The organism is Lyngbya sp. CCAP 1446/10 (assembly GCF_026130175.1).
Lineage (GTDB): Bacteria > Cyanobacteriota > Cyanobacteriia > Cyanobacteriales > Microcoleaceae > Microcoleus.
The window spans coordinates 68,932-83,763 of record NZ_JAIGNI010000017.1 but is presented as its reverse complement, the minus strand read 5'-3'; the positions used below and the strand labels follow the sequence as shown (position 1 = coordinate 83,763).

16 protein-coding genes are annotated in these 14,832 nt (G+C 45.2%); 9 read left to right on the top strand and 7 right to left on the bottom strand.

Translation table 11 applies throughout. The features are described 5' to 3' along the window. Positions 1-359 precede the first annotated feature (359 nt). The 3 genes from K4039_RS10250 to K4039_RS10240 form a co-directional block, all read right to left on the bottom strand. A complete protein-coding gene (locus K4039_RS10250) occupies positions 360-1,841 on the bottom strand; it encodes an S-layer homology domain-containing protein (RefSeq protein WP_265235073.1) in 1,482 nt (493 codons plus the stop codon). An 87-nt stretch (positions 1,842-1,928) separates the two neighbouring features. Then, positions 1,929-2,915 carry a hypothetical protein gene (locus K4039_RS10245; protein ID WP_265235072.1) on the bottom strand — a complete coding sequence of 329 codons (987 nt, stop codon included), beginning with the start codon at positions 2,913-2,915 and terminating at the stop codon, positions 1,929-1,931. A gap of 134 nt (positions 2,916-3,049) precedes the next feature. Next, complete coding sequence (locus K4039_RS10240; protein ID WP_265235071.1) at positions 3,050-3,724, bottom strand: polysaccharide deacetylase family protein; 675 nt, start codon at positions 3,722-3,724, stop codon at positions 3,050-3,052. A gap of 79 nt (positions 3,725-3,803) precedes the next feature. Between K4039_RS10240 and K4039_RS10235 the strand changes: the two genes are divergently transcribed. From K4039_RS10235 to K4039_RS10205, 7 genes are all read left to right on the top strand, one after another. Continuing rightward, positions 3,804-4,097: a DUF433 domain-containing protein gene (locus K4039_RS10235; RefSeq protein ID WP_265235070.1), complete on the top strand. Its 294-nt coding sequence runs from the start codon at positions 3,804-3,806 to the stop codon at positions 4,095-4,097. Continuing rightward, on the top strand, positions 4,094-4,465 hold the full coding sequence (locus tag K4039_RS10230) for a DUF5615 family PIN-like protein (RefSeq protein ID WP_265235069.1): 372 nt from the start codon (positions 4,094-4,096) through the stop codon (positions 4,463-4,465). Before K4039_RS10235 ends, K4039_RS10230 begins: the two co-directional genes overlap by 4 nt. 174 nt (positions 4,466-4,639) lie before the next feature. After that, positions 4,640-5,407: a ChaB family protein gene (locus tag K4039_RS10225; protein ID WP_265235068.1), complete on the top strand. Its 768-nt coding sequence runs from the start codon at positions 4,640-4,642 to the stop codon at positions 5,405-5,407. Between the two features lie 265 nt (positions 5,408-5,672). Further along, positions 5,673-5,834 carry a rubredoxin gene (rd, locus tag K4039_RS10220; RefSeq protein WP_265235067.1) on the top strand — a complete coding sequence of 54 codons (162 nt, stop codon included), beginning with the start codon at positions 5,673-5,675 and terminating at the stop codon, positions 5,832-5,834. A 24-nt stretch (positions 5,835-5,858) separates the two neighbouring features. After that, positions 5,859-7,124: an NAD(P)/FAD-dependent oxidoreductase gene (locus K4039_RS10215; protein ID WP_265235066.1), complete on the top strand. Its 1,266-nt coding sequence runs from the start codon at positions 5,859-5,861 to the stop codon at positions 7,122-7,124. Positions 7,125-7,392: 268 nt separating this feature from the next. After that, positions 7,393-8,073, top strand: a complete 681-nt coding sequence (locus K4039_RS10210) for a VOC family protein (RefSeq protein WP_265235065.1) — start codon at positions 7,393-7,395, stop codon at positions 8,071-8,073. Positions 8,074-8,108: 35 nt separating this feature from the next. Further along, entirely contained in the window at positions 8,109-8,882 is a 774-nt protein-coding gene (locus K4039_RS10205; RefSeq protein ID WP_265235064.1) for a class II aldolase/adducin family protein, read from the top strand. 94 nt (positions 8,883-8,976) lie between these two features. Here the strand turns inward: K4039_RS10205 and K4039_RS10200 are convergent, their stop codons facing one another. From K4039_RS10200 to K4039_RS10185, 4 genes are all read right to left on the bottom strand, one after another. Further along, complete coding sequence (locus K4039_RS10200; RefSeq protein ID WP_265235063.1) at positions 8,977-9,900, bottom strand: Rpn family recombination-promoting nuclease/putative transposase; 924 nt, start codon at positions 9,898-9,900, stop codon at positions 8,977-8,979. 167 nt (positions 9,901-10,067) lie between these two features. Beyond that, the gene (locus K4039_RS10195; protein ID WP_265235062.1) at positions 10,068-10,814 is read right to left on the bottom strand and encodes a HEAT repeat domain-containing protein; all 747 of its coding nucleotides are present in this window, start codon (positions 10,812-10,814) and stop codon (positions 10,068-10,070) included. A 196-nt stretch (positions 10,815-11,010) separates the two neighbouring features. Next, positions 11,011-11,526 (bottom strand): N-acetyltransferase, encoded by a 516-nt coding sequence (locus K4039_RS10190; protein WP_265235061.1) that lies wholly within the window; start codon positions 11,524-11,526, stop codon positions 11,011-11,013. 4 nt (positions 11,527-11,530) lie between these two features. Continuing rightward, on the bottom strand, positions 11,531-11,734 hold the full coding sequence (locus K4039_RS10185) for a hypothetical protein (RefSeq protein WP_265235060.1): 204 nt from the start codon (positions 11,732-11,734) through the stop codon (positions 11,531-11,533). A 135-nt stretch (positions 11,735-11,869) separates the two neighbouring features. Here K4039_RS10185 and K4039_RS10180 point away from each other — a divergent pair, with 135 nt between their 5' ends. Together K4039_RS10180 and K4039_RS10175 are read left to right on the top strand one after the other, a co-directional pair. Further along, positions 11,870-13,240: a calcium-binding protein gene (locus K4039_RS10180; RefSeq protein WP_265235059.1), complete on the top strand. Its 1,371-nt coding sequence runs from the start codon at positions 11,870-11,872 to the stop codon at positions 13,238-13,240. 220 nt (positions 13,241-13,460) lie between these two features. Then, entirely contained in the window at positions 13,461-14,819 is a 1,359-nt protein-coding gene (locus tag K4039_RS10175) for a calcium-binding protein (protein WP_265235058.1), read from the top strand. Positions 14,820-14,832: the final 13 nt, after the last annotated feature.

Genomic DNA, 14,832 nt, shown 5'->3' with positions numbered 1-14,832 from the left:
GAAAAGTAGCTAATGGATTTAAAGAAACAATGAAAATTATTTTTGATGAATATCTACCAAAATGGAATTATCGTGCAGTGCCGACTATTTAACCAACGCTAAAGTTATTAAATTTTCATTCCTTAGCGCTTCAAAAAGTAACAATTTTGGTATTTCTTCACAAGTTCTTAGTAATTTACTTTATTTAAACAAATTAATATGTGACGAGAAATTTGATGAATAATTGACGTTGGTTATCTGTTGTATGGGGGCGGGTTTAGTAATATTGTTAGTAGGAATTAGATATTATTCGTCAAACCCGCCCGTACAGATATTATCAGCGTTTATCCGCGTTCATCTGCGGTTAAAAACCTCCAAATCTACTTACTCGCATAACCAGTGTTCACCAAAAACTCACGCAACTTCCCAAAGAATTGAGTGCGATCGCGCCCTTGATAAACTTTCTCCAACAATTGCCAACCTTCCGCCTCCTGGCCCGCAACATACTTGCTCGCCATGAAAGCGGCCAACACCCCTTTTACCTCTGCGTCTTCGCTCGATCGCTTCCTAGATTCCAGCCACAGTTCAGCAGAATTCGTGTATACTTCCACCGGATACTGCTTAGTCACATCTTCCATTTTACCTTGGCGGTACTGCCAAATTTGCAGCGGCAAGCGAGAATCCGCATAATTTGTAAAAGCCTCTGCAAATCGCCCGTCTTGACTCTTGAACTCCGGGATATCATTTTTGCCAAAATCGACAACTTCGTAGCTGACATTGCCCCAAAAATGCTTGATATGAGTGTATTTTTTAGCTCCAGGGTCGTAGCGGTAAATAAACGAATAATTGCAGCAGCGGACACCGCTATTGATTGAGACTAAATCTGCCAGCACTTCCGGTTCTTTGTCGCCGTCAAAATCGCGGATTCGCACCGATAAAAAGCGCCCTTCTGATACTTCTTCGTTGGCTTTTTTGTCGGGATTGTCTACTAGGGAACGAGTCGGAATTAGCACTGGTTCTTCTAATAAAGTTTGACCGTTGCGGATAATTTTGATGCGGATATTTTTGGCATTTTCTCCTTCTTTGACGAAAGAAACTTCTGCCCGAATATTCCCAGATTCCGAGGTTTCTGTGGTTCTCGCCGGGCCGACATTCGTTGGCACTTGGGCGATGTATTGCGAGGGAACTAAGGCTGTTTGTCCCGGTTTGGCGATCGCCTGACACAAGAAAGTTGCTACTTCGGCGCGGGTAGCATTGCGCGTAGGTTCTAGCTGTTTGACGGCGGGATAATTGACCACGAGTTGTTTTTCTGCGGCGGCGGCGATCGCATTTCTGGCCAATTCGGGAATTTCCGGCGCATCCTCAAAAGTCGCATCCAAAATCTCAGGCGCTGAACCTGTAGGCGTATATTTCAAGCCGCTGCTTAAAGCTACCAAAACCTGCCAGCGGGGAATGTTCAGAGTCGGGTTAAAAATACTGCCGCTGTAACCGGACAGAAAACCCGTCTGATAAGCTTCTCGAATTGGTTTATAACCCCAGTAGTTCGTGGGAATATCTGCAAAGTCGATCGGATTGCGAACGGTTTTTGCATCGGGAAAAGCCCTACGCAGCATTGCCGCAAACTCAGCGCGGCTGACTGGGCGGTTCGGGCGAAAACTGCCGTCTTCGTAGTAGCCACTGATGATTTTTTTATCGGCTAATTCCTCAATGCAGCCTTGGGCCCAATGGTTTGTGACATCCTTAAATTTGGCTTCAGCAAATGCTGGGGCTACATTCAGGCCTGGAAACACTAAATTCCCGATGATTATACCCAGGGCTACGACTAAAGCGATGACAGCTTGACGTTTGTGCGATCGAACCATAGAACAGCCTCCTCTATTTGCTTTGTTTGCGATCGAAACTTTCAGAAAATTTTAGATCCTATCAGGTATTCTCACCTAATAGATCGCTTATTTAGAATCCAAAGTCATCTCCATCAGCATTTTTGTTTTCATTGTTAATTCTTTGGGATTCCCTGCAACTTTAATAGTCATTTCAGAATTAGAATTTATAGAGACGACAGAACGAACAGGCATTAATTGATCCAGTCGCATTATAACTTCTCCCTGACCCTGAGACACAAAAGATTTTATGGCCATAGTAGAGCCAGCAGGTAATTGGGGTAAAGTCAAATTTTGGGGATTTGCTTGTTGTTCTACGCTAGTTTTGAGAGTAGCAACTCCATCTTGCAAGCCAATCAATTCGTAGATAGCAGTTTGATTCACATTCATGCCACCTGCATTAGATGGAAAAGAGATGCGCCATTTAGCACCTTTGCCAACTGCTTCTGCTGGCAGAGGCGAGGCAAGCTGGTGTAAGGATTTAGACATATTTTGAACCATTTGTTTGAAGTTGTTGTCAGCTTCGGCGGGCAAAGTAAAGCTACCTCCTTTATTACCGCCCTGACTATCCATGATGAAAGAACCTTTCAATCCAACTAACTTTTTGACTGCGGATCGCATACTATCCAGGGCCGCAGTTGGCAAATTTGGAGTATCGGCAGCAATATCTGCATTAGCGTATGAAAAATCGTAGTGAATATCTCCATTGGCATCAATTTTAGTGGCTTGTGTGTTTATAGTTAAGAGCATAGTCGGAACTTTATTCACATTCGTACTTCTGCCGGCTGTAGACACTTCCATCTCCATTTTTACAATCATAGTAGTCGTTTGTTTAACACCTAAACTTGGTTTTAAACGCAACTGTTGTCGGGGCTCCACTCCCGGATTTACCAGTTCGACTTGAGGGCGTTTTGAGTCGATCGCAGGCACGGACAGGTCACTGGCTGGCTGCTGTACGACAAGTGGGGTTTTAGCACTGAGGGAAGCAGGATAAAGCCCGATCGCCAATCCCGTACTTGCCAAACAAAGAGATGCTACAAACAGTGTTTTTTTCATGAATTTATGAGAATTAGGACTTACGCACTGGTGGCCAGAAATCAGGTTTTTCGATCGCACTACTTGCTAAAAACCATGAATTTCGGTTGAAAAACCCGGTTTTTTGGTTCAAAGGAGCGATCGCACTGACGCCATCAGACTGAAATTTGTTGCCACAGGCGATCGATTGTTACAAACTTGTAACCTTTATACAACAGCAATGGAATAATTTTATCAGCAGATGCGGCAACATCTTCGCCGCCGGAATAACCGTCGTGGAGTACAATAATTGAACCGTTTTCTGTTTGCTGTACGACGCGACTCATAACTTTCATTACCCCCGGCCGCACCCAATCTTCTGGGACGACACTCCACATTACCGGGCGATATTCCCACTGCTGCAATAATTCTAATGTTCGCGGTATAAAAATGCCATTCGGCGGCCGCACGTCGCGGATTAATTTTGGGTCTAAATCGCAAGCTTTGCTAATAGCTTTTTGCGTGTCTTCTAAACTATTTTTTAGTTCGTGGGTTTTGAGTTTGGCAAAGGATACGTGCTGGTAGCCGTGTAGACCGATCCAGTGTCCGCTATCGTACACTTCTTTGGCAATTTCTGGATGTCTGTCAACGCAAAATCCCAGCCAGAAAAAACTCGCTTTGATGCGGTATTTATCTAAAATTTTTAGCAGTTGAGGTGTGTGATGCAGGTGCGGCCCGTCGTCAAATGTGAGGGCTATTTCTCGGCTGTTGATATCTCCCGTCCACAAACATCCGGGAAAGGTAGATTTGAGAATGGGATGAACGACAGGAAACAAAGGTGCTAGTGGCATTGGTTAACCTTGTTGAATGCGATCGGGTAGAAATGAAGCTGCGTTATAATAGAATCAAGTTAACTCAATCGAGGTCAATATGACAACTGCTGTTGATATTGGAACGCTAATTGTCAGCACGCCGGGAACTTGTGGCGGCCGTCCCCGCATCGCAGGTACAAGAATGTCAGTGCAAAGCATAGCCATTGACTACAAAGCGGGAATGACTCCTGAAAAAATCGCTGAAGAATTTCCGCACTTGACCTTAGCACAAATTTATGCGGGATTGGCTTATTATCATGCTAATAAAGAGGAAATCGAGGCTGATATAGCAGCGTACTACCAAGAGTGCCAGTATTGGGAAGCTGAATATATGGCAGGTAATTTATCGTGAGTCAAATTCGTCTCTATATTGATGAAGATTCTGGCAATCTGTCGTTGGTAGAATCTTTGCGGAATTCTGGTGTAGATGTGATGACTACTCCAGACGCGAACAAACTTAGCTCTTCAGATGAGCAGCAGTTAATCTGGGCAACGGAGCAAGGGCGGGTCATTTACACTGCTAATATGGGAGATTTCTGCCGCTTGCACAAAATCTTTGCTGAACTAAAAATTGCTCATTCAGGAATTATTGTTGCAACGCGACAAAGTTACTCAATAGGTGCTCAATGGCGAGGAATTTTGCATTTGATGGCTGCCAAATCAGCCGAAAGAATGATAAATCAATTGGAGTTTATGGGAGGTTATATTAGAGATGAATAACTGTCTGTAAAAGATGAACGATCGCCAATTATAAAATCCCTTAACTCTTTTGATAGAGCCTCAAACTATCTCCGATCGCATTCACCTCTCTCTCAAGATCGATGCGATCGCCCTACAGTGTCCTCTTATACTAAAAACCAGCACAACTAATCGACAAACCATCAAGGAGAAACAATGACAGAGGAATATCTAGCAGAACGCACAGTTTCAGCCGTATTTAAGGAAGAAGAACAATTAGACGGCGTAATTCGGCGGTTGCTCGATCGCGGAGTCTCCCGCGACCACATCTCAGTAATGGGCAAAAACTTTCAGTCCAAAACTAAAATTGCCGGCTTTCTGACTAAAAAAGATGTAATTTTAGGCGGTCTGCGAAGCGGGGCGATTTTTGGTTCCTTATTCGGTTCTTTTTTGGGCTTGCTAACCGGCGTAGGCGTGCTGTTTATTCCCTTTGTCGGTGCAGTAGTATCGGCGGGCCCGCTGGGTGCTGTATTGTTGGGTGCAGCTAGCGGCGCGATCGCAGGTTCGGCCGGTGCAGGTTTAGTCTCCGCTTTAGTGGCTTTGGGAATGCCCGAAGAGAAAGCAACTATCTATCAAACCCGCGTTGAAGCAGGCGAATTTCTCGTGATGGCCGAAGTCGCAGCAGATAAATCGGGCGAATTTCAACTCTTGCTAGAAAGTGCCGGCGGTGAAGAAGTTTCAGTTAGCGAAAAGACGCTGCCGCGCGCCGTCAAAGGTCGCTGCAACAGTCCGGCAGATTTGTCTCCAGAAGTGCGATCGCACCTGTCGGAACCAGCACAAAAAACCTTTGTCGAATCCTACAACACCGCATTTGACGAAAGCAACGACTCGATACAAGCGGAACACACCGCCTGGGACGCAATTCACCAGCAGTACGAAGAAGATGAAACTGGTGTTTGGACTAAGCCTTTAGCCAAAGTTTAGTCTTTCAATCGCAGTAAACTAATAAAAAATCCAATCTAGCCCCTAGAACTGCGGTTCTGGAGGCTTTGACGATTTTAAATTTTAAATTTTAGATTTTAGATTTTGGGAAGACTTAATTAGATTTTAGATTTGAGATTTGTGAAAAACTTAATTCCTAATAGTTTGGGAATTGCCGAAAGTCGCATTACCTTTTGAAATTAGTATTGCACTAGGTTGCTTTGTCAAGTATAATCTATAGGCTTACAATACAAAATTGGGTTAGCAAATGCAAAAATACGTTTGTACCGTTTGCGCTTACGTCTACGATCCAGAAGTAGGCGACCCCGACGGGGGAATAGAACCCGGTACTGCCTTTGAAGATATCCCCGACGATTGGGTTTGTCCCACTTGCGGGGCGGCAAAATCCGATTTTGAACCAGAAGAATAAGCGAGAAAAAATTTGTCCGATCGAATGCTCAAAATTACAGTCATCGGTGGCGGTGCAGCAGGTTTTTTTAGTGCGATTACCTGCGCGAAAACCTACCCGCAGGCCCGCGTCACTTTACTAGAAGCTGGCCGCCAACTCCTGGCAAAAGTTCGCATCTCAGGCGGCGGGCGCTGCAATGTCACTCACGCTTGTTTTGATCCAGGTGTTTTAGTCCAGAATTACCCCAGAGGAGGGAAAGCTCTGCGCGGTGCTTTTAGTCGATTTCAACCCCGCGATACTGTAGATTGGTTTGCCAGTCACGGTGTGAAATTGAAAACAGAAGAAGACGGGCGAATGTTTCCGATCACAGACGATTCGGGGACAATTGTTAACTGTTTGATCCGGGCCGCTGAGGATGCAGGTGTGAAAATTCGCACGGGCGATGCAGTCGTTTCATTAAGGAAGTTAATGGGGAACGGTGCAGAAGACGGCCGCGGGGACACTGCCTCTATGTTTGAAGTTGAGTTGAAATCGGGGGAGATATTGCAGTCCGATCGCATTTTGCTCGCTACAGGTAGCAATCCGTCGGGTTATAAGTGGGCAAAAGAGTTAGGTAATACTGTAGAACTGCCCGTTCCTTCTCTATTTACTTTTAATATTGCTGACAACAGAATCAAAGATTTAGCCGGAGTTTCGGTTCCGAATGCTAAGGTAAAATTGCCTGGTGCTAAATTAGAACAAAGCGGGCCTTTGTTAATTACTCACTGGGGTTTAAGCGGGCCTGCTGTACTCAAACTTTCGGCTTGGGGCGCGAGATTTTTGCACGATCGCCATTATCGAACATCTGTGCTGATTAATTGGCTTCCCCAGTACAATGGGGAGGTTTTGCGGCAGCAACTGGTAGCGGTCAAATCGCAGTTGTCGCACCGCTTGATCGTGTCTAGCTGTCCGTTTCCGATGCCGCGGCGCCTCTGGGAACGTTTGACAAGTTCGATCGGCATTGACGAGCAAAAACGCTGGGCTGATTTATCCAACAAAGCCCTCGATCGCCTCTTGCTAGAGCTCGTTCAAGGCGAATATCAGATTTCAGGAAAAGGCGCATTTAAGGAAGAATTCGTCACCTGCGGCGGTGTCAACCTCAAGGAAGTTGATTTTAAGACAATGGAAAGCCGCCGCTGTCCGGGACTTTTCTTTGCTGGCGAAATCTTGGATATCGACGGCGTGACGGGCGGTTTCAACTTCCAAAGTGCTTGGACTACGGCGTGGTTGGCTGGAATGGCGATCGGCAAATCAGCCGATTTGGGATTATAGATTTGGGAGTGGCGATCGGGCGATCGGCTTGCCTGTATTAAATTTTGTGTTATTTTTGAATTAAGGCGCACTCAATGTGCGTCAACTTCAGCCTGGAGACAAAATTCGCTGTTTTGCACAGTTATAGCAATCGCCACAGCGGTTAGGACATAAATAACCTCATGAATAGAGCCTCCTAACCCATAGCCTAAACGGTTTGATTTCCTGATTCTGCAACTGTCAACTGTCCACTGTCCACTGTCCACTGCTATAACATCGGGTGAGAGACATGAAAAACTTGAATCTACCAACCCTAAAATTAGACAGCAACCTTGACAGCCATCTTGACTCACCATTCATCGAAAAAAATGGCTTGCTGGAGTTCAACCCCAAATTTATTAATCCCGAATTTTTGACAACCTGGACATTTGAGACAAAGCTGTACGGAGAATTAGTATCAATAGACCACTTTGTCATCACATTTCCTAATCGCGCCGCCCTAGAAGACTACGCCGAATCTTTTCGATCCTTCGGCGCCAAAATAGTTGAAGGCCCCGACTTGTTTCCCATTAACTTTTGTACCGCAAACATTAACATTCCCTCCGATTTGTGGCTGCATTTAATGACCTTATTAATGCCAGCCGGCGGCTTAATAGTATTGGATGCGCCCCACGCAGCCGGCGACCAAAAAAACCGCTTCCAGCAAGAAAGGGGATTGACAGCAGTTCACCACGTCGCGATTCGAGTCGAAAACGTTCAGAATGCTGCTAAAATATGGCAAAATAAAAACTTTCAACCCCTGTCATATCAACCTTTAGACTACGGCTCATTAACCCAGTGGTTTCTGCAAAACCCCGCCGGACAAATCATCGAATTAATCGAACGCCACCCCGGAAATAACGCCACTTTTGACTGCAAAAACATAGCAGGTTTGCGCTTGAGTGAATACGAAGCAATGACTACTGACTAATGACTACTGACTAATTACCAATTACCAAACAGTTTATGATAGCAGTAAAAATCCCAAAAGTCACTTTTCAACCCCCAACATTCAACTCATTTGAAGAAGAACGTCGCCACCGCAAACAACGTTTAACCGCCGCACTTCGGTTATTTGGTCGCTTCGGATTTAGCGAAGGAATTGCTGGACACATAACCGTCCGCGATCCCGAACACCTCGACCATTTCTGGGTCAATTCCTTTGGAATGCACTTTAGTTTGATTCGAGTCAGCGACCTAATTTTAGTCAACCACAAAGGCGAAGTAGTTGAAGGAAATAAACCCGTAAACGAAGCAGCCTTTGCCATTCATTCCCAAGTGCACAGCGCCCGCCCCGACGTAATCGCAGCAGCGCACGCCCATTCTCCCTACGGCAAAAGTTGGTCGAGTTTGGGCCGCCTGCTTGACCCGCTGACGCAAGATGCTTGTTCTTTTTATGAAGACCATGCCTTATTTGACGATTACACCGGAGTTGTTTTGGAAATCGAAGAAGCTAAACGCATCGCCAAAACTTTAGGTGAGAAAAAAGCCATTATTTTACAAAATCACGGGCTGTTAACAGTAGGTGAGACAGTAGATGAAGCGGCTTGGTGGTTTATTTCGATGGAACGTTCTTGTCAAGCGCAGTTAATGGCCCAAGCAGCGGGAAAACCGATTCTCATTAAGCCAGAATGTGCGCGTTTGACACAGCAACAAGTAGGCTCGCACCGCATGGGATGGTTTAGCTTTCAACCGCTTTATGACATGATTGTACACCGGGAACCTGACTTATTAGATTAACACATGATATCCGTAGGGAAACGGCACTGCCGTGTCCTAATATCCGTGGGGAAACGTCACTGCCGTGTCCTTTTTGCCGGACATAATTAGAAATTTACGCTGACACCGATTCAAGCCAAGCAATCAAATCCTCTTGACTGCTAAAATCCAACAAATTTTCACCTAAATCATCCAATTGTTCGGGAGATAGCTGCTGGATGCGACTTTGAATTTCCGGCGAAATCTCACCAGTGCGCCGCCCTATTTGACGCATAATTAATTCTATTTGCCCCTCAATTCTACCTTCTTGGCGGCCTTCTTGGCGGCCTTCTTGGCGGCTTTTAGTAATAGCACCGCGCTGGTCTTCAAAAAACATTTCTCGCTTTTCAAATTCGGCTAATTCATCAACGCTTAAATTACTTTTACTGGCGATTGAAAAAGCTGTATTAATTTCGGGTATTGATGCAAATTTTTCGGGTATTTCATCAAGCTTGGTAGCGTTTTTGATAAAATAAACCCAGCTTTGAATCAGGTTTTCGACTTGTTCCAATTCTTTATTGAATTTTGGCAGTTCTACAAAAAATAATTCTATTTCTCTGTAATATTCGATGTTTTCTTCGACTTCTTTAAAAACAAAATGGGTGAGAAACTTTTCGGTATTTTCAAACAGCACAAAATCTGTAATTGTTAAAGCAATCAGAGGATTTAATTTTGAGTAGCCTTCTCTCGGTTTTAGCTGAGTCGCGTAGGTTTTGGCTGCATTGTATATGACGCGCTTGGTAAAAGCTTCTACATTAATTACCTGCATTTCGATAATGACAGTTGTGTTGCCTGTAATTTTGGCTTTGACATCCAGGTAAGTGTCTTTTAAACCGGTAATGGCTGGTGCGGCGTAGGGATCGATGATTTCTAAGTCTTGAATTGTCGGCTCTGCGTTGTAGAGCATGGCATTCAGGAAGCTAATCAAAACTTCTTTGCTCTGGGGCGAAGCAAAGATTTTTTTGAAGCCAAACTCTGTTTTGGGATTGATGAAGTTCACAAGCGATCGCGCTAAACGGTAATTTTAAAACACTTAAAACTTACGCAGAGCCCAGAAACCGGGTTTTTTACCGAATTTGCTGGCTGCAATCAAGTATTTTTATACAAAACCCGGTTTCTTGATTCGGAGTGCACAATCCCTGACAGTATTTAATTGTAGGAATTCGATCATAACATTCCTTCCATTTCTAAATCTTCAATTGTCTGCAAACCGCGCGGATCGCCGACTCGCAAGAGGGAAGATTTCGCATCTTCCCGCACGCCCATATCTGCATCTTCTTCTAAAGATTCAATTAAAGCGTCGATCGCCCCAGCGTACACTACATTATTCGGCAATTCCCGCGCCAGTTGCCCGATCGCCCAAGCCGAGTTACTTCGCACAGCAGACACAGCATCTCCCCGCAGCGATTCAATCAACGGCGGAATCCCCGCAATCACCACATAGTAACCAACTTTTGCCATTTGACCCAGAGAACTCGCCGCCCACAAACGCACCGCCGAAATATCAGTTCTCAGAGCATCAATTAAGGGCGCTAAGGCGCGGTGATCTGTGCAATTTCCCAGGGCCCAAACTACCCCTTTGCGAACATAACCGTTCCAATCGCGGTTAAGTTGCTCGATCAGCGGTTCCACAGCATCGGGACTCGGATTTCGCCCCAAAGCATAGGCCGCACTCACCCGCACCAAGGGGCAACCGTCTCTCAACAAATTAATTAAATGCGAAATCGCGCGATCGTCCTGCAATTCGCAAAAAGCCCGCGCCGCCATCATCCGGTGCTGAGGTTCCGGGGATTCCAGCAAAGGCAGCATTTCCTCTGGATCTGGTAGCGCGGGTTCGGACTCGTCAAATTGATCCAAAGGGCTTTCCAGTTCCGTATCAAGATCGAGGGCGTTGGGGTAGTCGTTATTGTTCATAAAAAAACTTTACCGCACAGAGGATGCTACGGGTGCAACTCAGTCAACGGTCAATATAAATTAGCATTCCGGGCAATAAAAGCATTCCGATTCAAGACTCAAGTCCTCCTATTGTTCGCCCTGCTGGAGGAAGAGTCCTCATAATTTAGATGAATCCGAACTCTAGTTCTGACTGCCAACAAATACCTCTGGTTTTTCAAAGAGATTTGATCATCCAGACAGAATGACTCTCATAGCCTAATTTTTGATAGAGATTCATTGCAGGCTGATTGTTCAAGAAAACTTGCAAACCAATTTGCCTGTCGCCCCTTGAACGGGCCCAATTTTCTGCCTGAATAATTAAAGCTGCACCGAGTCCCTGACGGCGGTGTTCCGGTGCTATGTAGAGCAGAAAAATATGACCGTGGCGTTCTCCAGTGGTTTGGTCGATCGCATTTCCCAACCACAAACATCCGACAATCGATTTGAGATTGGCAGACTGCGAGGGGAGTACAGAAAAACTTTCTCCCTCTTTCTGGCTGTTTTTCAGGCACTCTACCCACCAAAGCGGCGTCTGGTTAGAAAAATACTGCTCGACAGTTTGAGCCAAATGTCCCAATTCCCGATCGGGGTAAAGCTCTCGGTAAGTATGGTGCAGGAACTTTAGCAGTTTTGCGCGATCGAGTCCAGAACCCGATCGCAGCCCGTAGCCCGGTAATATCTCGGCTGACATCGGTTTAGCGGACACGGAGAGGGGAATAATTTAGCCCCAAGAAAATTGGATTAACTCCTGTCGCTTGCTTTTGGGGGATCGCTTCCTCAATTGGTGCCGGGGCAGCCATGTCAGCCGGCAAAAAGATGCGAGCGCTGACTGCTACCAGAGCCACGAAAAATACTAATATCGCTATAAGTGGAGCAATGTATTGACGAATGATAGCCATAACTGCACAAAAATGATTGTTGAGTAGATATGATCAAGTTTACCATAAAAATCTGTCAGTTATAATGGCGGGCAGTGGAAAATTAGCTCAAAACCAGAGCGATCGCCAATACCAACAAACACCAAATAAAATATTATGAGTGCCTCGCCTGCTGTTTACGAAGCTCTGGCTAAGTCAATTGTTTTTTTGAATCAAAAGCCGAACGCGCAAAATCAAGTTTCGCGCTTCCTGGACACCAACAGCTACTATATCGATCGCATATTCGACGACAAAGAAACCGGATTTTATGCGATCGGCTTCGGTTCCTCCGACCCCACAAAACCGCCAGTCCTAGTATTTCGAGGTACAGACTTCATCGACGGCGACGCTATGTTTTCCGACTCCCGCGACATTGGCTTACCAGAATTTGAAAAAAACAAAGATAGTATCAAAAACTGGCTCACAGAAATCGGTCAAGATACTGCCAAAAACCCCAGCAAATTATTGCCAGATGTCATCGGACACAGTTGGGGCGGAGCGATCGCTCAAATTGTCGCCAGCGAATACACATCTCTGACCGGCGATATATTGACTTTCAACTCTCCCGGAGTCTCAGCGAGTATCGCCAGCAATTTTCGGAAAAATCTCAGTAGAGCAGGCAACAAAAATGTCAGTCACTACATTGTCAGCGGAGATATTGTCAGCTTGTTTGGCGAAGCATTTATACAGGGAAAAGTATTTCTCCAAACTTTTACTGACCCGACTATTAATCCCTTAAGTGTTTTGGCAAAACATCGAACCGAAAATTTGTTAACTACTCCGCCCGCAGATTTTTTTCAGAGGCAAATTTCCCTCGAAAACTTAAACAGTATCGAGTTTAACTATAGTAACAACGACTCAGATTTTAACGAGTTGATCGCTGCGCTAAATTTTCCCCTAGCAAATGTGTCAGTAGCAATCAGAACCAGAGGGGGTGCAGAGAGTTTGAGAACAGCCTCAGAATTTTCTTTTGTGGACTTAATCAGACAAATGCAATTCGGTTTAGCTCCTCTGCAATCGAATTATTTATTGGGCGACATTCGCAACAATACTGCTACGGGCGGCAAGGGCGAGGATACAATTATCGGCAGCGGGGGTAACGATACTCTTAGAGGCAATCGAGGTAATGACAGCATCACCGGCGATCGCGGTGAGGACTTCTTGTACGGCGGCAGAGATAACGATTATTTGGAGGGTGGCGAGGGAAACGATTTGATGTCCGGCGAGTTTGGCAACGATATTTTGATCGGCGGTGCGGGGCGCGATCGCTTTGTACTGGAATCCGGCGGCGGAGGCGATGTAATTGTCGATTTTAAAAAGGGTGAAGATTTAATTGCACTGTCGCGGGGGCTAACTTTTCCTCTAATTATAGTCCGACAAGGTGGTGACGGAGCTGTAATTTCTATCCCGATTACTGGCGAAATTCTTGCTACTCTCACAGCCGTGTCGGCGAGTGACATTACGCAGACTGATTTTGTGCAGCTTTAGTGCGAGAAAAATTTGTAGTTTGGATATCGTAAAAGCGAGCCAAATTTAGTAAAAAATAAGTAATATTTTTTACTAAATTCGTTTGGCTTGTCTTGTTGTTTTGATAATTTTATAATTGCAAAATTGAATAAATTAATATTGTTAATTAATCCAGTTTACAGTAAAATGAATTAACCAGGTTAACAACTAATTCCCGATTCAACCACAGGAAATAAAAAATATGCCTTCTTCCCCCGCCGTTTACGAAAATCTAGCGAAACAAGTTGCTTACATAGATAACAACCCCCAGTTTCAAACTGTCGTTCAAACTGGTTTGAGCGCTGCCGGCTACCAAATCGATCGCACTTTTGACGATCCGGGAACTGGATTTCACGCGATCGGCTTAATTTCCACCACCCCAGACAAACCGCCCGTATTAGTATTTCGCGGCACCGACTCCCTCGTAGACGATCTTGCCAACGCAGACAAGCGAAGCGTCGGTTTCAACCAATTTGAAGCCAACAAACAAGCCTTAGGAACTTGGCTGACAGAAATCGGTCAAGATACAACAAAAAACCCCGGCCGCTTGCCGCCAGACCTTCTCGGACACAGCTTGGGCGGCGCCCTAACGCAGCTAGCCGCCACAGAATTCACATCTGCGATCGGAGATGTTGTCACCTTCAATTCTCCCGGAATTGCTCAGAGCACAGTCAATACTTTTACACAGAAAGCCGGCGCGGGAAAAAATGTAACTCACTACATAGTTAGCGGCGATTTTGTTAGTTTGGGAGGAGAAGCTTTTCTGCCAGGAAAAGTTGTTTTACAAACATTTACTAACCCGATTATTAACCCGTTGCTGGCGTTAGACAAGCACACGCAATTAGGCTTATTAACAACTCCTCCTCCCGGCCTGACTCAGACAGAAATCTCTGTAAACCAGTTGAGCAGTCCTGATTTTACTTTTACAGATTCAGATTATTTAGAGCTGTTAAATGGCTTAGACTTTGCGCTCCCGGAAATAGGAGAAGCATTGCAATCGCGGAGCAGTTCAGAGCAGTTAAGAACTACTCCGGGAAGCTCTTTTTTGGGAATTTTTTTTGCAATGCGAACTGCTCTCGACCTCTCTAAAATTAATAATTTAGTAGGCGACGATGCCAACAATACAGCATCAGGTTTTGGTGGGGACGATATTATCACTGGTAACGGAGGAAACGATACTCTCAGCGGCAACCGCGGCAACGATATTATCACTGGTGGTCTAGGAAATGACCAGCTATTCGGTGGCAAAGGAGATGACAATTTGAACGGGGGAGACGGGGACGACACCCTAGTTGGCGCAGTGGGTGCAGACATCTTAATTAGTGGCGCTGGACGCGACGTATTTGTGTTAGGAGCAGGTGCAGGTACAGATACACTTCTAGACTTTCAACAGGGTCAAGATTTAATTGGTTTGACCAAAGGTTTGAGCTTCAACCAACTGAGAATTACTCAAGGCGATATTTCAACAACCATCGAAATTGCCAGCAGTGGTGAAGTTATTGCCAGTTTCTTCGGCATACTAAATAGTCCGATTACAGCTAGCGATTTTATTTCGATTTAGTTGGCGATTAGCA

Coding starts and splice junctions, on each gene's coding strand:
- K4039_RS10180 (WP_265235059.1), top strand. CDS start 11,870: ATGAGTGCCTCGCCTGCTGTTTACGAAGCTCTGGCTAAGTCAATTGTT.
- K4039_RS10225 (WP_265235068.1), top strand. CDS start 4,640: ATGACAGAGGAATATCTAGCAGAACGCACAGTTTCAGCCGTATTTAAG.
- K4039_RS10250 (WP_265235073.1), bottom strand. CDS start 1,841: ATGGTTCGATCGCACAAACGTCAAGCTGTCATCGCTTTAGTCGTAGCC.
- K4039_RS10240 (WP_265235071.1), bottom strand. CDS start 3,724: ATGCCACTAGCACCTTTGTTTCCTGTCGTTCATCCCATTCTCAAATCT.
- K4039_RS10205 (WP_265235064.1), top strand. CDS start 8,109: ATGATAGCAGTAAAAATCCCAAAAGTCACTTTTCAACCCCCAACATTC.
- K4039_RS10190 (WP_265235061.1), bottom strand. CDS start 11,526: ATGTCAGCCGAGATATTACCGGGCTACGGGCTGCGATCGGGTTCTGGA.
- K4039_RS10210 (WP_265235065.1), top strand. CDS start 7,393: ATGAAAAACTTGAATCTACCAACCCTAAAATTAGACAGCAACCTTGAC.
- K4039_RS10185 (WP_265235060.1), bottom strand. CDS start 11,734: ATGGCTATCATTCGTCAATACATTGCTCCACTTATAGCGATATTAGTA.
- rd (WP_265235067.1), top strand. CDS start 5,673: ATGCAAAAATACGTTTGTACCGTTTGCGCTTACGTCTACGATCCAGAA.
- K4039_RS10175 (WP_265235058.1), top strand. CDS start 13,461: ATGCCTTCTTCCCCCGCCGTTTACGAAAATCTAGCGAAACAAGTTGCT.
- K4039_RS10245 (WP_265235072.1), bottom strand. CDS start 2,915: ATGAAAAAAACACTGTTTGTAGCATCTCTTTGTTTGGCAAGTACGGGA.
- K4039_RS10235 (WP_265235070.1), top strand. CDS start 3,804: ATGACAACTGCTGTTGATATTGGAACGCTAATTGTCAGCACGCCGGGA.
- K4039_RS10215 (WP_265235066.1), top strand. CDS start 5,859: ATGCTCAAAATTACAGTCATCGGTGGCGGTGCAGCAGGTTTTTTTAGT.
- K4039_RS10195 (WP_265235062.1), bottom strand. CDS start 10,814: ATGAACAATAACGACTACCCCAACGCCCTCGATCTTGATACGGAACTG.